The organism is Burkholderia sp. AU33803, from assembly GCF_002223095.1.
In the GTDB taxonomy this organism is placed as follows: Bacteria; Pseudomonadota; Gammaproteobacteria; order Burkholderiales; family Burkholderiaceae; genus Burkholderia.
Genome location: NZ_NKFJ01000006.1, coordinates 812,190 through 830,786, shown reverse-complemented (window position 1 = coordinate 830,786; position 18,597 = coordinate 812,190). Strand labels below are relative to the sequence as shown.

The 18,597-nt window shown below is 64.1% G+C and carries 18 protein-coding genes and 2 pseudogenes; 13 read left to right on the top strand and 7 right to left on the bottom strand.

Features of this window, described 5'->3' with window-relative positions; all coding sequences use genetic code 11:
• The first annotated feature begins 15 nt into the window (after positions 1-15).
• Genes CFB41_RS21015 through CFB41_RS21005 form a run of 3 tightly spaced genes read left to right on the top strand, consistent with a single transcriptional unit; the run spans position 16 to position 2,340 of the window.
• Positions 16-1,098, top strand: coding sequence for an AraC family transcriptional regulator (locus CFB41_RS21015; protein WP_089457752.1), 1,083 nt, complete (start codon positions 16-18; stop codon positions 1,096-1,098).
• Positions 1,058-1,741, top strand: coding sequence for a hypothetical protein (locus CFB41_RS21010; RefSeq protein WP_242808578.1), 684 nt, complete (start codon positions 1,058-1,060; stop codon positions 1,739-1,741). Before CFB41_RS21015 ends, CFB41_RS21010 begins: the two co-directional genes overlap by 41 nt.
• Entirely contained in the window at positions 1,738-2,340 is a 603-nt protein-coding gene (locus CFB41_RS21005; RefSeq protein WP_089457751.1) for a hypothetical protein, read from the top strand. The genes CFB41_RS21010 and CFB41_RS21005 overlap by 4 nt, the downstream gene beginning before the upstream one ends.
• 21 nt (positions 2,341-2,361) lie before the next feature.
• Here CFB41_RS21005 and CFB41_RS21000 read toward each other — a convergent pair whose 3' ends face one another.
• From CFB41_RS21000 to CFB41_RS20990, 3 genes are all read right to left on the bottom strand, one after another.
• Complete coding sequence (locus CFB41_RS21000) at positions 2,362-2,811, bottom strand: aconitase X swivel domain-containing protein (RefSeq protein ID WP_089443071.1); 450 nt, start codon at positions 2,809-2,811, stop codon at positions 2,362-2,364.
• Positions 2,804-4,051 carry an aconitase X gene (locus CFB41_RS20995; RefSeq protein WP_089457750.1) on the bottom strand — a complete coding sequence of 416 codons (1,248 nt, stop codon included), beginning with the start codon at positions 4,049-4,051 and terminating at the stop codon, positions 2,804-2,806. The genes CFB41_RS21000 and CFB41_RS20995 overlap by 8 nt, the downstream gene beginning before the upstream one ends.
• Before the next feature lie 188 nt (positions 4,052-4,239).
• Complete coding sequence (locus CFB41_RS20990) at positions 4,240-4,668, bottom strand: MarR family winged helix-turn-helix transcriptional regulator (RefSeq protein ID WP_089457749.1); 429 nt, start codon at positions 4,666-4,668, stop codon at positions 4,240-4,242.
• 89 nt (positions 4,669-4,757) lie between these two features.
• On the opposite strand from CFB41_RS20990, the gene CFB41_RS20985 reads away from it, so the two are divergent.
• The 5 genes from CFB41_RS20985 (at position 4,758) to CFB41_RS20965 (ending at position 10,400) form a co-directional block, all read left to right on the top strand.
• Positions 4,758-5,678 carry a LysR family transcriptional regulator gene (locus tag CFB41_RS20985; RefSeq protein WP_089443074.1) on the top strand — a complete coding sequence of 307 codons (921 nt, stop codon included), beginning with the start codon at positions 4,758-4,760 and terminating at the stop codon, positions 5,676-5,678.
• Between the two features lie 81 nt (positions 5,679-5,759).
• Positions 5,760-6,191: a MarR family winged helix-turn-helix transcriptional regulator gene (locus CFB41_RS20980; protein WP_089443075.1), complete on the top strand. Its 432-nt coding sequence runs from the start codon at positions 5,760-5,762 to the stop codon at positions 6,189-6,191.
• Positions 6,192-6,255: 64 nt separating this feature from the next.
• Positions 6,256-7,350 (top strand): HlyD family secretion protein, encoded by a 1,095-nt coding sequence (locus CFB41_RS20975; protein ID WP_089443076.1) that lies wholly within the window; start codon positions 6,256-6,258, stop codon positions 7,348-7,350.
• Between the two features lie 13 nt (positions 7,351-7,363).
• Positions 7,364-8,938, top strand: coding sequence for a DHA2 family efflux MFS transporter permease subunit (locus CFB41_RS20970; RefSeq protein ID WP_089443077.1), 1,575 nt, complete (start codon positions 7,364-7,366; stop codon positions 8,936-8,938).
• A 19-nt stretch (positions 8,939-8,957) separates the two neighbouring features.
• Complete coding sequence (locus CFB41_RS20965) at positions 8,958-10,400, top strand: efflux transporter outer membrane subunit (RefSeq protein ID WP_089457748.1); 1,443 nt, start codon at positions 8,958-8,960, stop codon at positions 10,398-10,400.
• Positions 10,401-10,450: 50 nt separating this feature from the next.
• On the opposite strand, the gene CFB41_RS20960 is transcribed toward CFB41_RS20965, so the two are convergent.
• From CFB41_RS20960 to CFB41_RS20950, 3 genes are all read right to left on the bottom strand, one after another.
• A complete protein-coding gene (locus CFB41_RS20960; RefSeq protein WP_069250984.1) occupies positions 10,451-10,633 on the bottom strand; it encodes a hypothetical protein in 183 nt (60 codons plus the stop codon).
• A gap of 6 nt (positions 10,634-10,639) precedes the next feature.
• The gene (gene yfcF / locus CFB41_RS20955; RefSeq protein ID WP_089443079.1) at positions 10,640-11,272 is read right to left on the bottom strand and encodes a glutathione transferase; all 633 of its coding nucleotides are present in this window, start codon (positions 11,270-11,272) and stop codon (positions 10,640-10,642) included.
• A gap of 143 nt (positions 11,273-11,415) precedes the next feature.
• Positions 11,416-11,826 carry a TIGR02594 family protein gene (locus CFB41_RS20950; RefSeq protein ID WP_089457747.1) on the bottom strand — a complete coding sequence of 137 codons (411 nt, stop codon included), beginning with the start codon at positions 11,824-11,826 and terminating at the stop codon, positions 11,416-11,418.
• 183 nt (positions 11,827-12,009) lie between these two features.
• Between CFB41_RS20950 and CFB41_RS20945 the strand changes: the two genes are divergently transcribed.
• The 5 genes and pseudogenes from CFB41_RS20945 (at position 12,010) to CFB41_RS20925 (ending at position 17,692) form a co-directional block, all read left to right on the top strand.
• Positions 12,010-12,921 carry a LysR substrate-binding domain-containing protein gene (locus CFB41_RS20945; RefSeq protein WP_089457746.1) on the top strand — a complete coding sequence of 304 codons (912 nt, stop codon included), beginning with the start codon at positions 12,010-12,012 and terminating at the stop codon, positions 12,919-12,921.
• Between the two features lie 128 nt (positions 12,922-13,049).
• Positions 13,050-14,366, top strand: coding sequence for an MFS transporter (locus tag CFB41_RS20940; RefSeq protein WP_089457745.1), 1,317 nt, complete (start codon positions 13,050-13,052; stop codon positions 14,364-14,366).
• A 12-nt stretch (positions 14,367-14,378) separates the two neighbouring features.
• Positions 14,379-15,620: an amidohydrolase family protein gene (locus tag CFB41_RS20935; RefSeq protein ID WP_089457744.1), complete on the top strand. Its 1,242-nt coding sequence runs from the start codon at positions 14,379-14,381 to the stop codon at positions 15,618-15,620.
• Between the two features lie 103 nt (positions 15,621-15,723).
• Positions 15,724-16,563, top strand: a pseudogene (locus tag CFB41_RS20930) (transposase); the annotation flags it as partial.
• 550 nt (positions 16,564-17,113) lie between these two features.
• Entirely contained in the window at positions 17,114-17,692 is a 579-nt protein-coding gene (locus tag CFB41_RS20925; RefSeq protein ID WP_089457743.1) for a hypothetical protein, read from the top strand.
• Positions 17,693-17,972: 280 nt separating this feature from the next.
• Here CFB41_RS20925 and CFB41_RS20920 read toward each other — a convergent pair.
• A pseudogene (locus tag CFB41_RS20920) lies at positions 17,973-18,597 on the bottom strand (tyrosine-type recombinase/integrase).

The following is an 18,597-nucleotide window of genomic DNA, read 5'->3' as shown; positions in this document are numbered from 1 at the left end:
GGGCAAACAGCCATAATGCTTGTCATTTCCGGCCAAGACGACATGACCTCCCCTCTCGCCAAGGACCGCCTCGGGCTACGCCGGCCGACGATTCCGGTCGCCTATCCGCGCCTGCTGCTGCAGGCGCTGGCCGCACGCGGGGTTGATCTGGCCGCCGTGCGCGCCGGCACGGGCCTGCGTGATGCAGTATTGGCCGAACCGGACGCGCGCGTCGCGCCGTCGCAATGGGGGCGGCTCGTGCTCAATGCGATCGCGATCGGCGGCGATCCGGGCATCGGGCTCGCGTTCGGGCTGCTGCTGAAGCCGACCGTGCACGGCTTTCTCGGCTATGCGACGCTGACCGCGCGGGACATCCGGGAAGCGCTCGCCGTCACGCAGCGCTACTTCCGGATGCGCAATCGCCAATATCGGCTGACCTATGCAGAAGACGAACGCGGCGCGACGCTCGAACTGCACGGCGTGCAGGCCAGCCCCGTTCTGCAGCATCACGTGATGTTCGAATTCGTGTTGACCGGGCTTGCGCAGAACATCTCTCAATGGGCCGGACGCACGTCGCCGCCGATCAAGCTGCAATTCGCGTGGCCGGAGCCGCCCTATTTCGCGCGCTATCGCGATCAGTTGCCGCCGGTCGAATTCGGCTGCACCGCCAACGCGCTGTGGATTGCGCACGACGTGCTCGACTGGCCGCTGCCGCTCGCCGACGAAGTCGCACACCGGCAGGCGCTCGTGCAGGTGGAGCGCGAGTATGCGCAGGTGCGCCAGGAGGAAGGCGATCTCGTCGAACGCGTGCGCGCGGAGCTGGCACGCGGGGCTGGCGAATATCCTGGGCCGGAGACACTCGCCGACGCGCTGCTCGTATCCACACGCACGCTGCGGCGTCGGCTCGAGGAAGCCGGTTCGAGCTATCGGCAATTGCTCGATGAAGCCCGGTTTCGCGACGCGAAGCAGTTGCTTGCCGCGTCGGATCTCGACCTGAAGGCGATCGCCGAGCGGCTGCAATTCACCGACCCGGCGAATTTCACGCGCGCGTTCCGGCGCTGGGCCGGGCAGACGCCGAGTGCGTATCGGGACGCCGCCGCGGGCACGTCGCACGAATGACGCGGGGCTGCGGGCGGCACGACGTGCCTGCGCGGAATTTCATCGGTATGATCAATGCCACGCCAAAGCGGCGCCCACCGGCGCACTCTCCCGCCCCATGCCCAATCACACCACCCTGATCGACGCAACGATCGACCGTATCGATACGAACCTCATTCGTGTCGCGTCCGATAGCAAGAAGGTGCCGCTGTATCGCCTGACGATGCAGGGCACGTGCTACTTCATCGCGGCGGACGATATCGATGCGGAGGCGTTCAAGCAGATCGATCGATTGAAGCCCGGGATGGCGGTGCGTGCGTGTGTCTTCGACGATCGCGGTCGCCGCAGCATCGCGTGGATCAAAGGCAACGACGTCGCAATCGCTCCTTACAACGTGTTCAGACAAAAGAGCAGCAACGTGTCGCTCCTCATCTGGGCGTCATGCATCTTCATGCTGAGCCTGCTGATCGACGGCGCCGCCTTCAAATCGGGCTGGGCGTTCGTCGGCGCGGTGACCCTGGTCGTCGGCATCATCAGCCTGCTGGGCACCCTGCTCGCGATCGCCGGCCTGTCCGAACTGGTCTTCCGGCCCCAGCGGCGCGAAGCCCAGGAAAAGTGGCAATACGAACCGGCCGGTTTCACGGCGGAAAAGAGCAACGGATGAGCGATCGCACCATGCAGATCGCGTCGGGTTGCGTGACGTCGGTCAGCCAGAACACGATCAGTACGAAGATCTGGAGCAACAACCTCGGCATGACCACGCAAAGCCTCGAGGAGATTGCGCTCCAGCTCGACACGGTCGACGCACCGCTCACGCTCAGGACGGACAGCACGCGAAGCGTGTTCATCGTCGCGGGCGACCGGTTGACCGTTGCATACACGCAAGATCGGGATCGCCGAGCCATCTACGCTATCCGCAACGCGACCGACGGCTCGGTGTATCTCGTTCGCACCGCGAAAGTCGCGGCTGCCCGCATGGATATCGTCGTAACGATCGGCATGCTGGTCGCCATGGCCATCACCATCGGCCTCGTGTCCGCGACGGAACGCAGCACGGACAGCGTGCTGGAGATATCCACGTGGTTCGGCAGCGCCGCGATCGCGCTCTTCCTGCTGAGCACGATCCTGCGCACCGTGTTCGGCGCAATCTTGTGGCCCGAGATCCGGCGGCTCAGGCAGCCAGGCGGCAAGCGCGAGATGAATGCTGCCCGGCACGCACTGTCGCTCTCGAACGAAGAAACGTCGCACATTCGCTTCATCTGAGCCGATCCCGCGCACGAAACGTCAGAGGTCGACGCAAATCCGCGCACCGCCATCCCCCTCTCCCGCTTCGATCCGCACCTCCCCCGTCGCGGCGGCGATCGCGTCGTACACGTCATCGGTCACGCACACCACCGGCACCGCGATCGCATACAGTTCGGCCGCCACGATCGCGCCGATCGAGATGATCAGGTCGCGCTCCTTCAGCACGATCGCGACCGGCCCGGTGCCGTTGCGCACGGCTTCCGCGAGCACGCTGCTGCTCGAACTCGAGCCCTTCGCGTGCGGCATCACCATCACCTTGCCGGCGAGGCTCGCACCGGCCTGCGGATGGCCGCGATCGACGATCTTTCCCGCACCCGAGTCGTAGCCGCCCCAGAAGCTGAGCGGCTTGTCGAGCACGAACGGGCGCGCGCACGCGCTGCCCGGCACGAGCGTGTCGCCCGTCAAACCCTTGCGCGTGGCTTCAGTCATCGAATCGCACCTTTCCTTCGTACGCCGAACGCACGCATTCGCGCATGCTGCCGTACGCGACCGTCACGCCGATGTTCGCGGGCGCATACGACGCCCATTTCCCCGAATTGGTCATCACGAGCCCCGACAGTTGCTTCATCACCGGCGTGATGTACGTGCAGGTATCGACGACGATCTGGATGCCGCGTGCCGCGAATTTCTCCGCGAGGCCGGCCTCCTCCAGTTCCCACAGGATGAATCGGCTCGTGTTCACGTAGAAATCGCAGGCCGGCCTGCCGTCGAATGCATCGAGCAACGTATCGAGCGTGCGGAATTCGGCCAGCGAGAAATGCGGCGTACCGAGCGCTACCGCGACGAGTGCATCGCCGGCCGCGCCGTGGTTCAGCGTGCGGCGAATCTCATCGAGATCGGCCATCGTGACATCGACCGTGCGTGGCGCCGCTTGTCCGTGCAATGCGGCGTCGAGCGTAGGCGCTTCCGGTGTCACACCGACCGCATGGAACAGCGCAACGGCCCCGCTCGACGCGGCGGCCGCGCCCAGTGCCTTGAGTTCGTCTTCCGTGGTGTCCGCCGGCAGCCCGACGATCGCCGGCACGACCGCGCCCGCGATCCTGCCGATCAGCAGCCCGAGCGCGGCGAAATAGATGTCGCGCGACGCCAAGCGACTGAAATCCGGTGCGTTGAACACGATCCGCGCGGCGCGGTTCGCTTCGACATGCAGCCCCGCATACGGCGCACGCCCGGTGATCGCGGCGGCCAGGTCGAGAAAATCGCCGTACCGGCTCGTCCGCGCACCGAGCACCGAATTCGCGAACACGATCGCGTTCGATTCGGCCCAGGCGATCTGCTCGCCTTTCGCGGGACGGTTCTTCAGCTGATAGGGCGCGCACGTGAAACTCGATTCACAGCCGAGCTGCAGATGCGCGTCCATCAGGCGCTGCGCGTCGCGCTGGATCGTGCGATCGCCGTGGTACAGCTCGGGATGGATCAGGTCGAGCGACCCGACGTTCAACGTGGTCGGCACCGCGACCTTCGCGCCGGTGTCGACGAAATACTCGACGAAGTCGAGACTGGTCTGGCCGTGGTAAAGGCAGCCGTCGATATGGGCAGACGTGATGTCGATCAGGTGCGGCGCGGACATCACGTGCGCCGTGCGCGCGACGATCCGCATCGCGCGCGCGACGCCCTCGCCGAAATCCCCGCGCAGCATGGCGCTGTCGCGGTCACTCAACTGCAGCATCGAACGCTCCTCTGACGCGTGCCGGCCGCGCCGGCTCGTGAAATCCGTCAGGGGACTCTACAACTGGAAATAAAAACTGTCCAGATCAGCACTTGACCGGACAGTTTCAAAAACCAATTTCCGCCATTGAGCGTCGCCGAAGCAACCAATGGCTCGAATTCAGCTCCAGTTTGCCGCCAGCCAGCCGCCTAGCGTTCCGCGGTCACACTGAACAGCTCGTCGCGCAGCGCCTTCGCGCGGTCGCGGCCGAACTGCGTCTCGAATTCGTCCTGCGCGGCCTGCCAGGCGACTTTCGCTTCAGCGAACGTGCGCTCGCCCAGCTTCGTGAGGCTCAGCGCATGCGCGCGCGTGTCGTACTCGGACGCGGCCGTCGCGACGAACCCGTCGCGCTGCAGCGGCTTCAGCGCGCGCAGCAGCGTCGTGCGATCCATCACGAGCGCATCGGCGAGTTCGCTCATCAGCAGGCCGGGCTGGCGCGTCAGGTTCGCCATGATCGAAAACTGGGCGGGCGTGACGCCGACCGGGGCCAGATGGCGTTCGTACAGCTGCGTGACGAAGCGCGCCGCCTGACGCAGCGCGAGACAGTTGCACGCCTGGGCAATCGAGGTGTCGTTCATGTTCCGCAATTTATATGTGCATATGCATAAAGTCAATGTACACTCGCCGTAACCAGGCCGGCGGCCGGCCTCGCGTCAAGGAGACGGACATGGACTACATCGACAAGCTGCGGATTTTCCGGTCGGTGGTGGAGATGCGCAGCTTCACGCGCGCCGCCGACATGCACGGCCTCGCACGGCCGGTCGTGTCGCGCGCGGTCGCGGATCTGGAAGCGCGCTTCGGCAGCCGGCTGCTGCACCGGACCACGCGCCAGGTGTCGCTGACCGAAACGGCCGAGCGCATCTACGAGCGCTGCGCGGCCGTGCTCGACGAACTCGACTCGCTCGAGGCGGAAGCGCAGTCGCCGACGCGCGAGCCCGAAGGCCTGCTGCGGCTCGTCGCGCACACGACGGCCACGCTGAACCGGCTGGTGCCGCTGATCGCCGGCTTCAAGGCCGCGCACCCGAAAGTGCGCCTCGACGTGACGCTGACCGAGCGCCCCATCGATCTCGTCGGCGAAGGCTACGACATCGGTATCGTCGTCCCGTACATGCTGACGAACGAATCGACCGTCGTGCGGCTGATCGAGCGGATTCCGCTCGTGATCGTCGCGACACCCGCGTACCTGCGCGCGCATTCGCGCCCGGTCGCGCCAGCCGATCTCGCCGATCACCCATTTGTGCCGATGTCGCCGTCTCTGCGCCGGCCCGCGCTGTCGTTCCGCGTCGACGGCAACACGCTGACCGTGCCGTTCCGCTTCGACATCTCGTCGAACAGCCCCGTCTTCAACCGTGAAATGGTGATGCACGACTTCGGCATCGGCGTCGTGCCGAAGACGCTCGTCGATGCCCAGCTTGCGTCAGGCGCGCTCGTGCAGTTGCTGGCCGACGCCGATCTCGTCGATGCGTTCGTCGAGATCAAGCTCGCCTACGCGAACCGCGCGCTGCTGCCCGCGAAGGTCAAGACGTTCATCGACTACACGGCCGCTTATTGCGACCGCGAAGGCTGGATCGTTCCGGCGGCCGCCTGACGCCGATTGGTACAGCCGCGACAACAATCTGATCGTGCCCCGCCGCTCGCTTCGAGCCGCATTGCCTCCTAACATGTGTACATGCACAAGATGACGCTCACCGATGACGATTGCTTCGCGGTCCGGCAAGCCGCCCGACGAATCTCGCAGTTCTACGAGCGCTATCTGTCGCGGGCGGGCGTGACGCCGTCGCAGTACAGCATTCTCGCGCTGCTGCGCGACCGGCCCGGCCTGACGATGGCGACGCTGTCGACCGTGCTGGTGATCGAACGCACCGCGCTGCTGCGCGCGCTCAAGCCGCTCATCGGCGCGGCGCTGGTGGCGGGCCAGATCGAGCCGCGGTGCCGCCGCCAGACCTTCGCGCTGACCGCGCACGGCGAAACGAAGATCGCCGACGCGCACGTGCACTGGCTCGCCGCGCAGGAAGCGTTCGAGCAGCGGTTCGGGTCGACGCAGGCGGCCCGCCTGAGAGACGAATTGTTCCGGATCACGCACAACCTGCCGGAACGCTAGCCCCTTCCCCGATCGACGACATGCCGTCGATCGACTTGATAAGTGCATATACATAGGTGAATCGATGGATACGACCCAAGCCGCTGCCTCATCCCGTGAAGCAGCCACACTCGACCAGCCCGCGAAGCAACAGCGCCGCGTGCCGTGGATGCGCATCGCGGTGGGTGCCGTCGTCATCGTCGTCGCCGCCGCCGCGCTCGACTGGCTGTTCGTGCTGCGCTTTCAGGAAAGCACCGACGATGCGTATGTCGGCGGCGACGTGACCGTGCTGGCGCCGAAGGTCAACGGCTTCGTCGACAAGATCCTCGTGACCGACAACCAGCGCGTGAAGGCCGGCGACGTGCTCGTGCAACTCGATGCGCGCGACTACGACGCGAAGCTCGCACAGGCCAGCGCCGAAGTCGACAGCGCGCGCTCCGCGGTGACCGAACTCGAGGCGAAGCAGCAACTGCAATTCGCGGTGATCGGCCAGCAGGCGGCCGAGAAGAATGCGTCGTCGGCCGAGCTGACGCGTGCCGCGTCGGACCGCGTGCGCTATCGCGAGCTCGTGAAATCCGACGCCGTGTCGAACCAGATCGTCGAACGCGCGGACGCCGACTATTCGAAGGCCGGCGCCGCCGTCGACCGCAGCGACGCCGCGCTGCTCGCGTCGAAGCGGCAGCTCGACGTGCTCGGTGCGCAGCTCGCCGATGCGCGGGCCCGCGTGAACACCGCGCTTGCCGCGCAGCGTGTCGCCGCGCTCAACGTCGAATACACGACGATCCGCTCGCCGGTCGACGGCTACGTCGGCAACCGCACGGGCCGCGTCGGGATGCTCGCGAACGTCGGCGTGCCGCTGCTGACCGTCGTGCCGGCGTCCGGCCTGTGGATCGACGCGAACTTCAAGGAAGACCAACTGCGCAAGATGCACGCGGGCGATCGCGTCGACGTATCGCTCGATGCGTCGAACACGAAACTGCACGGCCGCGTCGACAGCCTCGCGCCCGCCACCGGCGCGACCTTCAGCGTGCTGCCGCCCGAGAACGCGACCGGCAACTTCACGAAGATCGTCCAGCGCGTGCCCGTGCGCGTGCATCTCGATCCGCAGCCGGGCCTCGAGCAGGTGCTGCGCCCCGGGCTCTCCGCGGTCGTGACCGTGCATACCGATCACGCGAACTGAACGGGAGCCGACGATGACCACCGCGTTTTCCGGCGACCCGGCGTCGCAACCGACGAAGCAGCGCGTGTTCGCGTTCGCGCTGATGTGCGTCGGCTTCTTCATGGCGACGCTCGACATCCAGATCGTCGCGTCGTCGCTGCGCGACATCGGCGGCGGCCTGTCCGCCAGCCAGGACGAACTGTCGTGGGTGCAAACGGCCTACCTGATCGCCGAGATCATCGTGATCCCGATGTCGGGCTGGCTGTCGAAAGTGATGTCGACGCGCTGGCTGTTCGCCGCATCGGCGGTCGGCTTCACGATCACCAGCATGCTGTGCGGCGTCGCGTGGGACATCAATTCGATGATCCTGTTTCGCGGGCTGCAGGGTGCGCTCGGCGCCGCGATGATCCCGACCGTGTTCACCACCGCGTTCGTGCTGTTCCCCGGCAAGCAGCGGCTGATCGCGTCGACGACCATCGGCGCGCTCGCGTCGCTCGCCCCGGCGATCGGCCCCGTGATCGGCGGCTGGATCACCGATCAATGGTCGTGGCACTGGCTGTTCTACCTGAACCTCGTGCCGGGCATCGCGGTGGCTGCGCTCGTGCCGCGCTACGTGCACATCGACGAACCCGACCTCAGCCTCATCAAGCGCGGCGACTATCTCGGCATCATGCTGATGTCCGGTTTCCTCGGCTGCCTCGAATACGTGCTGGAGGAAGGCCCGCGCAAGAACTGGTTCGGCGACGACGCGATCGTGATCTGCGCGTGGATCTCCGGCATCTGCGGTTTCCTGTTCATCGTGCATGCGCTGACCGCGAAGGATCCGATCGTCGACCTGCGCGCGCTCGTCGTGCGCAACTTCGGGATCGGCAGCCTGCTGTCGTTCGTGACCGGCATCGGGATCTTCGTGACCGTGTTCCTGACGCCGCTGTTTCTTGCGCAGGTGCGCGCGTTCAGCTCGCTGCAGATCGGCATCGCGTTGCTGTCGGTCGGCGCGTTCCAGCTGATTGCGCTCTGCGCGTATGCGTTCGCCGCGCGCTACTTCAGCCTGCGCGCGCTGCTCGTGTTCGGGTTGATCTGCTTCGGGCTCGGCTGTTACCTGTACACGCCGATCACGCACGACTGGGGCTGGCGCGAACTGCTGCTGCCGCAGGCGCTGCGCGGCATCGGCCAGCAGTTCAGCGTGCCGCCGATCGTGACGATGGCGCTCGGCTCGCTGCCGCAGTCGCGCCTGAAATCGGCGAGCGGCCTGTTCAACCTGATGCGCAATCTCGGCGGGGCGATCGGCATCGCGGTGAGCGCGACGATGCTCAACGACCGGCTGAACTTTCACTACCTGCGCCTGAACGAGCACGTGAGCGCCGGCCAGCCGCAGATCGCGTCGCTGCTCGATCGGCAGGCTGCGTACTGGACGTCGGTGGCCGGCAACACGCTGGACACCGCGCAAGCCGGGCTCGCGAACCTGCATCACCTGATCTATCGCGAGGCGCTCACGCTCACCTATGCCGATGCGTACTACGCGCTGTCGCTGTGCTTCGTCGTCGCGCTGCTCGCGGTCGTCTTCTCCAAACCCATTTCCCTGAACGCGCCGCCGCCGGACGCGCACTGAGGTTGAGGTCATCCCCATCATGAAAAAACTTCTCGTCGCCCTCGCCGTCAGCGCACTCGCCGCCGGATGCGCGGTGCAGCCCGCGCAGCATCCGGCGCTTCAGGATTCGGTTCGGACGCTCGCGCCGGACGCATGGGACACCGATGTGCCGCGCGCGGACATCGACGCCGCCGCGTGGTGGGCGCAATTCCACGATCCCGCGCTCGACCGGCTGATCGCCACCGTGCTCGACGGCAACCTCGATCTGCAGGCAGCAGCCGAACGCGTGAAGCAGGCGCAGGCGCTGACCGTGCAGAAGCGCGCAGTGCTGCTGCCCGAACTCGATGCGACTGCGCATGCGGCCGACGCACGCCAGAACACGCCGCCGCCGCTCGGGTATGTGCGGCAGGCGGGTGCCGGGCTCGCGTTGAGCTGGTCGCCGGATGTGTTCGGCGGTGAACGGCTCGATCTGCTTGCCGCGCAAGCGGAACTCGTTGGGCAAAAGCATGCGGAAGATGCGATGCGGCTCGCGCTCGCGGCCGATGCGGCTTCCGCGTATGTCGATCTGCGCTGGGCGCAGCAGGAACTGAAGATCCTGCAGGACAACGCGAAGATCCGGCAGCATGCGCTCGAACTCACGCGCAAGCGGCAGGCGTTCGGGTTGTCGACCGAGCTCGACGTCACGCGTGCGCAGAACCAGCTCGATGCGCTCGAAGCGCGGATTCCGCCGACGCAGGCGCAGATTGCGCATCAGCTCAATCTGATTGCGGTGTATTCGGGGAGGACGCCGGAATCTGTTGATCGGCTGGTGCTCGCACAGGCGGGGGAAATTCCCGCGCCGCCGGTTGGCGCACCGGGTACGTTGCCTTCCCAGGCGTTGCTGCGGCGGCCTGATGTACTGACCGCGTATGCGCAGGTCGAGCGGCGGGCCGCGCAAGTCGGTGTGGCAAAGGCCGAACGGTATCCGAAGTTTTCATTGAACCTGACGGACGGGATTCTGGCCGCCTCCTATCTCGGCTTGCCTACGTTGACCGACAACCTGTTCAGCGCGGCGTTGAGTGCGACGAGCCCGATCTTCAATGCGGGGCGCATTACCGCCGACATCTCGCAGAGCGAAAGCCGGATGCGCGAGTCGGAACTCGGGTTACGGCAGACGATGCTGCAGGCGCTGAGGGAAGTCGAGGATGCGCGGGCGAATCTCGTCAGTTCCGATGAGGCGACGCGCAGGCTGGGTAGCGCGCTGGCTGCGTCGGACAAGGCGCTTGGGTTGGCGAATCAGCTCTATAAGGGCGGTGCGACGGATTTTCTGGATGTGCTGTCCGCGCAGGAGGTTTATCTGCGGGATTCGGATTCGCTGAATCAGGTCAAGCGCGAACATGCGCTGGCGGCGGTGGCGCTTTATCGGTCGCTCGGGGGTGGGTGGAGCAGGAATGACGCGGCGGGTGGGCCGCCGACGGAATCGGAGGAAGTGGCGAAGAACTAGGCGGGATCACGACAGGGCGGCGGCTTCCATACTTGCCGGCGCCCCGCTCTTCAGCCGCACGATCCGAGACATTGGACCGTCGTCAACGCAATCGAGTAAGCCACGATCCACGCAATACCCAATCCGACGATCACGGTGACGATACGCGTGATGAGTTTGTGCCAGAACCGGACCGCAACAAACACGCCTGCCGCCAACAGGAGCACCATGAGGATCGGCCAGATCACGTTCATGGCGAATTACAACGGCGGCCGCTTCAGCTTCACCCAGCGCTGCACCGACGGCCGTTCCCACTGCGCACGTGCATAGTCGGCGAGGCGCTGCGGCACCGGATCGTCATTCAGCACCAGACGGTTCAGCATCACCGCCAGGTCGACATCCGCGATGCTCCACTCGCCGAACAGGTTCGACGCGCCCGGTGCAAGCAGCTTGTCGGCGGCCACGAACAGCTTCTGCGCGGCGGCCTGCGCGAGACTCGACAGCGGCTCGCTCGACGGCCCGTAGAACAGCACTTCGGTCGACCGCTCCGTCCGCACCGGCATCAGGTCGCTGCGCAGCCACGCCTGCACCTGTCGCGCCCGCGCACGCTGGCGCGGCTCGACCGGATAGAGCCGCGTGCCCGGGAAAGTCTCGTCGAGATACTCGGTAATCGCCGACGATTCCGACAGCGCGAAATCGTCGTGGACGAGCGTCGGCACACGTTGCGTCAGCGACGTCGCCGCGTAGTCGGGCGCGAAATGCGCGCGGTTGCCGAGGTCGACGGTCACCAGTTCGTAAGGCAACGCTTTTTCCTCGAGCGCCACGAAGACCGACATCGCGTAAGGGCTCGTGTATTGCGTATCCGCGTAGAGACGGAGATGACCGGTTTGCACTGCAGGCTCCTTGTGGGTGCGGAGGCCGGTGGCGGCGCGTTGATGCGCCGACGGGCTCCGGGTGGGTCGATGCGGTTGTGTGACAGGTTAGCAGCGGCCGGTTACGCGGCGCTCGTGGTCTTGTATGGGCTGTTGCTGCGTCGTCATGCGGCGTCGGGCCAGCGGTAGCCGATCACTTCATTCAACGGGTACGCAAGTTCGCGGACTTCTTCCAGCTGGTTGCCGCCGAAGAGATGCACCTGTTCGTCGTCGTGACGCAGGTAGAAACCGACGTGCCCTTTCCAGCTCGCGGGATCGTCGCGGGTCAGGATTGCAATGCAGCCGTAGACCGGGCGTTCCAGCGGCCTCCCCCATTCGAGCCACGAACGCGCAAGCGCCGAGCCCGTGCCGCGTATGCCGGCGTGCGTCATGCACCAGTTCACGAAGGACGAACACCAGGAAATCTTGTCGTCGTAGCCAACCAGGTTCGTCTGGTTGTTGTATTCGACGATGCGCGGGTTGATGCTGCCGGGCGGATGGCGGCGGATGCCGCGTTCGGCCATCGCGACAGGCATCCACGGCGGATGGGCGGCGTCCGGTTTGCTCTCAGGGTTGAATGGGGTCACGTCGTTCTCGGGCGAGTGTGTTGTGCGGTCAATCTTCGCATGAATGCGGTGACTGGCGCACCCTGCTTCCTTGTGATTTCCTTTCGATCCGCTCGTATCATATCGGCAGCCTCCTCGACCTCCCAAGCTGCCATGCGCATCACGCCCCTGCCGCCCCTTCAGTGCCTCATCGCGTTCGAAGCCGCCGTGCGGCATGCGAGCTTCACGCGCGCGGCCGCCGAGCTGCATCTGACCCAAAGCGCGATCAGCCGGCAGATCCAGCAGCTCGAGGAATTCCTCGGCCGCTCGCTGTTCGTGCGCGAGCATCGTTCGCTACGGCTGACGATCGCCGGCGAGCAATACGCAGCGCAGGTGCACCATCTCCTCACGCAATGCGCGGAAGCCACGCACGATGTGATGAAGCCCTATGGCGATCTCGAACTGACGATCGCATGCTCGTCGGGCGTCGCGCTGCTGTGGCTCACGCCGCGCCTGCCCGAGTTTCGCGCCACCTATCCGGACATCAAGCTGCGGCTGATCGTGCGCGACGGGCTCGCGTCGATGTCGCCGGCGGAGTTCGACGTAGGTGTGTACTACGTGCGCCAGCAGGCGCCCGCCGAATACACCGCGCGCCGTCTGTTCGACGAGGAAGTGTTTCCGGTCTGCTCGCCCGGCTATCTGGCCGGCCGCACGCTCGACGCAGCCGATCTTGCGAACGAGACGCTACTGCGTCTCGAGGATGGCCAGCGCCAATGGATGTCGTGGTCCGAATGGTTCGACCAGAACGACATCGACCGGCAGAAGGCACGGCCCCAAGACATCACGATCAATTCTTATCCGCAGATCGTGCAGATGACGATTCTCGGCCAGGGTGTGTCGCTCGGCTGGCGCTACATGATCGACGCATGCATCGAGGCCGGGCTGCTCGTGCGCGTGACGGAAGCATCCGCGAGCCACGGCGGCGGCTACTACGTGATCTCGCCCAACGACCGCGCGCAGAACCACGCCGCACGCCTGTTCACACGCTGGCTGTTCGAACAGGCAGAGAAGCAGACCGCGTCCTGATCGCGATGCATGCGCGTAGCGCATGCGTGCATGCAAATCTTTCGTTTCAGAAAAAAATCGCGCTGTCCTTAGCATGGGTTCACGCGGGGCAGCCGTCCCGCCTTCTGATTCCGATAGAGGAAGAGACCATGCAAGGAACGCTTTCCCCGCGCGCCGCGCCTGCCGTCGATGCGGCAGTGCAGCAGCGCCGCCGCGCCATCGTCGCGACCGTGATCGGCAATGGTCTCGAATGGTTCGATTTCACCGTCTACAGCTTCTTCGCGGTCATCATCGCGAAACTGTTCTTTCCGACCGGCAACGAACTGACGTCCGTGCTGCTGACCGTCGCGACGTTCGGCGTCGGCTTCTTCATGCGGCCCGTCGGTGGCATCGTGCTCGGCATCTACGCGGACAAGGTCGGGCGCAAGGCCGCGCTGTCGCTCACCATCCTCATGATGGCCGCCGGCACCGCGCTCATCGGGCTCGCGCCGACCTACGAACAGGCCGGCATCGCCGCGCCGCTGCTGATCGTCGTCGCGCGGCTGCTGCAAGGCTTCTCGGCCGGTGGCGAGATGGGCGGCGCCACCGCGTTCCTCACCGAATACGCGCCGCCGGAGAAGCGTGCGTACTACTCGAGCTGGATCCAGTCGAGCATCGGCTTCGCGGTGCTGCTCGGCGCCGCGACCGGCACCTTCGTCACGACGTCGCTCGACACGCAGGCGCTGCATAGCTGGGGCTGGCGGCTGCCGTTCCTGCTCGGGATCATCGTCGGGCCCGTCGGCTACTACATCCGCAGCCATATCGACGAGACGCCCGCCTTCAGCGCCGTCGAAGCGCAGGCAAAAGAAAGCTCGCCGCTGAAGGAAGTGCTGTCCACCTACCCGCGCGAGACGTTCGCGAGCTTTTCGATGGTCATTCTGTGGACCGTCTGCACCTACGTGCTGCTCTTCTACATGCCGACGTATTCCGTGCGCACGCTGCACCTGCCGCAATCGACCGGTTTCGCGGCCGGCATGGTCGGCGGGCTGATGATCATGTGCTGCTCGCCGATCGTCGGCCGGCTCGCCGACGTGTGGGGACGGCGCGTGTTCCTGTCCGGATCGGCGCTGGCCATTTTCGTGCTCGCATGGCCGATGTTCGCGTGGATCAACCATGCGCCCGGGTTCACGTCACTGATCGTGTTCCAGGCCGTGTTCGGCGTGCTGATCGCGACCTACACGGGGCCGATCCTCGCGGCGTTCGCCGAACTGTTCCCGACCAAGGTGCTGTCGACCGGGCTGTCCGTTGCCTACAACTTCGCGGTGACGATCTTCGGCGGCTTCGCGCCGTTCCTGATCACGTGGCTTATCGCCCGCACCGGCAGCAACATGGCGCCGGCCTTCTACGTGACGCTCGCGGCGGCCGTCAGCTTCATCGGCACGCGCTTCGTGAAGGACGCCAAGCGTGGCGCTTCCGTCAATCGATAAGGATCTCTATCCATGACCATTACCGTGCTGCAAGGCGGCAACGTACTCGATCTCGAACGGGGCGTGCTGCTCGAACATCATCATGTCGTGATCGACGGCGAACGGATCGTCGAAGTCACCGATCGGCCGGTGGATTTTCCGAATGCGCAGGTGATCGACGTGCGCGGCAAGACCGTGATGCCGGGGTTCATCGATTGCCATGTGCACGTGCTGGCTTCGAATGCGAATCTCGGTGTGAATGCAACGCAGCCGAATATTCTTGCCGCGATCCGGTCGTTGCCGATTCTCGATGCGATGTTGTCGCGTGGGTTTACCAGCGTGCGGGATGCCGGGGGCGCGGACTGGAGCTTGATGCAGGCGGTCGAAACCGGGCTGGTGTCGGGGCCGCGGATTTTTCCGTCGGGAAAGGCGTTGTCGCAGACCGGCGGACATGGGGACTTTCGGCCGCGTGGGGATTTGCTGGAGCCTTGTTCTTGCTGTTTCAGGACGGGAGCGATTGCGCGGGTGGTGGACGGGGTTGAAGGTGTGCGGCTCGCCGTGCGTGAAGAAATTCAGAAAGGCGCGACGCAGATCAAGATCATGGCGTCAGGGGGCGTGGCTTCGCCGACCGACCCGATTGCGAACACGCAGTATTCGGAGGATGAGATTCGGGCGATCGTGGATGAAGCCGAGGCCGCTAATACTTATGTGATGGCGCATGCGTATACGGGGCGGGCGATTGCTCGGGCTGTGCGATGCGGCGTGCGGACGATCGAGCATGGGAATCTTGTGGATGAAGCGGCGGCGAAGTTAATGCACGAGCATGGCGCGTTTGTGGTGCCTACGCTTGTGACTTATGACGCGCTTGCCAAACACGGCGCGGAGTTCGGGATGCCGCCGGATTCGGTGGCAAAGGTGGCTTCCGTTCAGCAGAAAGGACGCGAATCGCTGGAAATCTATGCGAACGCCGGCGTGAAGATGGGGTTCGGATCGGATCTGCTCGGGGAAATGCACGCGTTTCAAAGCGGAGAGTTTCGGATTCGGGCGGAGGTGCTGGGGAATCTGGAAGCGCTTAGGTCGGCGACGACGGTGGCGGCGGAGATCGTCAAGATGCAGGGGCAGCTTGGGGTGGTTGCCGTGGGGGCGATCGCCGACCTCGTCGTGCTAGATGGGAATCCGCTTGAGGATATCGGAGTCGTGGCCGATGAAGGCGCGCGGGTCGAGTATGTGTTGCAGCGGGGGGCGCTTGTGAAGCAGCAAACCGGCGGGCGTTGATTTGATGATTTGACGCCATTCGGCTGTTTCGGCAGGCGACGTGTCGCCTCACGGGCCTTGCGGTCGTGACAGTTGTTGAAGGTGGCTGGAGGTGTGAGTCGGGGCTCAACTGCAGAGGCAAATGCGTCACCTTGAGCAGATCAAAGAGGAATTGAAGACGCTGCCTGACGGACAGATCTCGCTGACGGATCCTGATGCACGCTCCATGGCGACCAGTGGCCGTGGTTCTGGGATGGTCGGCTACAAAGTACAGATCGCCGTAGATGCCAAGCACCATCTTATCGTTGCGCATGAAGTTACGAACGCGGGTAGTGACCGGGCGCAGCTAAGTCCAATGACGCAAGCTGCTCGTGATGCCATGGGTAGAACCAAATTGAAGGCTATCGCTGATCGGGGGTATTACAGTGGCCCACAGATAAAGGCTTGCGAGGAGGCAGGCATTGCCGCCATTCTGCCGAAGGTTACGACATCCAGCGCGAAGGCTGATGGCCGCTTTGATCGGGCCGACTTTATTTACATTGCCCGGGATGACGAATATCTCTGCCCGGCCGGGCAACGTGCGATCTATCGCTTTACTGGCCTGGAACATGGCATGTATATACGTCGTTACTGGAGTAGCGCCTGTATCGGCTGCGCCATGAAACCACAATGCACGCCAAGTAATTACCGGCGGATCACGCGCTGGGAGCACGAATCAGTGCTGGAAGCTGCGCAGCGAAGACTGGACCGAATGCCGAATGCGATGACGGCGCGAAGGCGGACAGTTGAGCATGTGTTCGGGACGTTCAAACACTGGATGGGCTACACGCACTTCCTGACTCGCCGGTTTGCAAACGTGAGCACCGAAATGAGTTTGCATGTACTGGCATACAACCTTAAACGCGTCATAGCAATACTCGGGTTCTCGAAAACCATAAAGGCGATGCTGCCGGTGGGTGCGTGAAGCACTCCAGGGTGCGCTTACATTGCCGAGGGACGACAGCAGCTCGGCACTGAAGCTATGGCGACACTCCTCGTTCACCTGAAGGCTGGGAAAATGCGGCACAGGATCTGCTCCCGCCGGTGCTGAGTTACGCGTTTCCACACAGCCTCGACCCGTGGCGGTCAGTTGATTCGCGTGAAAGCGGACGCCCAACCGGCGGTGACATATCGAAGCGTCAATCGGTAGCAACGCCGTTCGACTCTGTCGCTTTTGCTCGCTGCATGGCCACGATCCTGACAGCTGCTGTCACTGCGCGCCGCGCGTAGCCGTCCAGTGATCCACGTGGTTTCGTTATCATTGCGGCGACAGGAACTAAATGACGGCAACCAAGCTCTGCACGCAGGACAAGCACGACACGTCCCAGTGTCAGACAGCAGATGGACGATGTGTGCAACGTGGGATCCTGTTGCTGACATGAACTGATGGACGCGGCGGGTGGTTCGGCCGCGTGCTGCTGCGCAGTCAGTGCACTAGCCGCTTACCGCTTCCCATAAACAAAAGGAAAATTCCTATGGGCGCACTTGGTGATATCTCGGGTGTCATACAGGGTGTTGGATCGCTGGCCGCTGTCGGTGCCGCGGTCTGGATCTACAGTAGGCAGTATTCGGACAAGAAAGCCGATGACGTGGCCGAAACCCGCGCGTTCGTTCAGGCGATCTGTGACGAAGTGCAGACGGCTTGGGATGGCTATAACCAGGAGATACACCCAAAGCTTAAGGCACTGCGAGCAGACGAACCGTTCAATTTCATCTACCCCGTAACGGCTGAACCGTTCCCGGTGTTCGTCGGCAACGTTGGGATGGTCGGCAAGGTGGATGACGCAGAACTGCGCCGCTCGATTATCAGGGCCTATGCGCTAGCGCGTGGCTTGCTCGACTCCTTCCGCCTAAATAACGCGTCGGTGGCCGAATATAAACGGCTCAAGACCATGAACGGGCCACCGGAAACCAACCTTTTTACCCGAACCCATCGGGACATGATGGTGGAGTATGCGGGCAAGCTGAAAGAACGGGACGAATGGGTCGAACAGGCTGTCAAAGACTTGCTGAGCCGCACAGAACAATGGTTGGATGCGCATCCACCACGCTAGCTACGTACCGATGCCGTGGACCTATTGCTGGAGATCGGGCTGGCGGCGTCTTAGTTGACTGTGGGCCTGCCGACGAGGCGATCCCCCTTTCTTTCCTGCAGCGCCGGCAGTAGTGGGGGTTCGCAGGCACGCATCGAAACCGATGTTCAGGTTGCACATTGTTGTCTTTGCTGCGGTCGAGACGCGCTTCATCTGACGGCGCGCGAGTGTCGACGATTCCGGTGCCTACGTTGATCGTCGGATATTGACCTGCAAGCGACCGCTCGCCGGCCGAGGTACATCAAACCTCGGTTTGCTCCGCCATATCAAGGGCATCGTCGACCTCGATGCCGAGATAGCGAACCGTGCTTTCTAGCTTCGTATGCCCGAGCAGCAGCTGTACCGCCCGAAGATTTTTCGTTCGCCGGTAGATCAGCGACGCTTTGGTCCGGCGCATAGTGTGGGTACCGTATGCGGTATCGTCGAGTCCAATCGACGCGACCCAGCGATGCACCATTCGGGCGTATTGCCGAGTCGACAGATGCGGTGACGTAGCAACCGGCTCGGAAACAGAAAATCCGCGGCCTTCAGCCCTCGCGCTTCGATCCAAGCTTCGAGGCTATCACGGGTCTGTTCCGTGATCTCGAATTGGACCGGCCGCTGGGTCTTCTGCTACATGACGGTGACCCTCGCAGCCACGTGGCTTCCGTGACGGACGTCCTGCACCTGCAATCGCGTGAAATCGCACGCTCGAGGCTTGCTGTCGATTGCGAGATTGAACATCGCGAGCTCACGGACGTTCGACGCCATCTGAAGCCTGTCCGGATCGCCCAAATTTCTCGGAGCTTTAGTGGCGGTCTCTGCCCGGTGAGTTTGCCCTTGTTCCATGGCACACGACGGCTAACGGCGACACTCGCGGATTTCAT

What these genes read in the sequence shown, in the direction of transcription:
- CFB41_RS20965 (WP_089457748.1), top strand. Translation starts at nt 8,958, where the DNA reads ATGAAAAAACTTCTCGTCGCCCTCGCCGTCAGCGCACTCGCCGCCGGA.
- CFB41_RS20990 (WP_089457749.1), bottom strand. Translation starts at nt 4,668, where the DNA reads ATGAACGACACCTCGATTGCCCAGGCGTGCAACTGTCTCGCGCTGCGT.
- CFB41_RS20945 (WP_089457746.1), top strand. Translation starts at nt 12,010, where the DNA reads ATGCGCATCACGCCCCTGCCGCCCCTTCAGTGCCTCATCGCGTTCGAA.
- CFB41_RS21015 (WP_089457752.1), top strand. Translation starts at nt 16, where the DNA reads ATGCTTGTCATTTCCGGCCAAGACGACATGACCTCCCCTCTCGCCAAG.
- CFB41_RS20970 (WP_089443077.1), top strand. Translation starts at nt 7,364, where the DNA reads ATGACCACCGCGTTTTCCGGCGACCCGGCGTCGCAACCGACGAAGCAG.
- CFB41_RS20975 (WP_089443076.1), top strand. Translation starts at nt 6,256, where the DNA reads ATGGATACGACCCAAGCCGCTGCCTCATCCCGTGAAGCAGCCACACTC.
- CFB41_RS20935 (WP_089457744.1), top strand. Translation starts at nt 14,379, where the DNA reads ATGACCATTACCGTGCTGCAAGGCGGCAACGTACTCGATCTCGAACGG.
- CFB41_RS20960 (WP_069250984.1), bottom strand. Translation starts at nt 10,633, where the DNA reads ATGAACGTGATCTGGCCGATCCTCATGGTGCTCCTGTTGGCGGCAGGC.
- CFB41_RS20940 (WP_089457745.1), top strand. Translation starts at nt 13,050, where the DNA reads ATGCAAGGAACGCTTTCCCCGCGCGCCGCGCCTGCCGTCGATGCGGCA.
- CFB41_RS21005 (WP_089457751.1), top strand. Translation starts at nt 1,738, where the DNA reads ATGAGCGATCGCACCATGCAGATCGCGTCGGGTTGCGTGACGTCGGTC.
- CFB41_RS20925 (WP_089457743.1), top strand. Translation starts at nt 17,114, where the DNA reads ATGGGCGCACTTGGTGATATCTCGGGTGTCATACAGGGTGTTGGATCG.
- CFB41_RS20995 (WP_089457750.1), bottom strand. Translation starts at nt 4,051, where the DNA reads ATGCTGCAGTTGAGTGACCGCGACAGCGCCATGCTGCGCGGGGATTTC.
- CFB41_RS20985 (WP_089443074.1), top strand. Translation starts at nt 4,758, where the DNA reads ATGGACTACATCGACAAGCTGCGGATTTTCCGGTCGGTGGTGGAGATG.
- CFB41_RS20950 (WP_089457747.1), bottom strand. Translation starts at nt 11,826, where the DNA reads ATGCCTGTCGCGATGGCCGAACGCGGCATCCGCCGCCATCCGCCCGGC.
- CFB41_RS21000 (WP_089443071.1), bottom strand. Translation starts at nt 2,811, where the DNA reads ATGACTGAAGCCACGCGCAAGGGTTTGACGGGCGACACGCTCGTGCCG.
- CFB41_RS20980 (WP_089443075.1), top strand. Translation starts at nt 5,760, where the DNA reads ATGCACAAGATGACGCTCACCGATGACGATTGCTTCGCGGTCCGGCAA.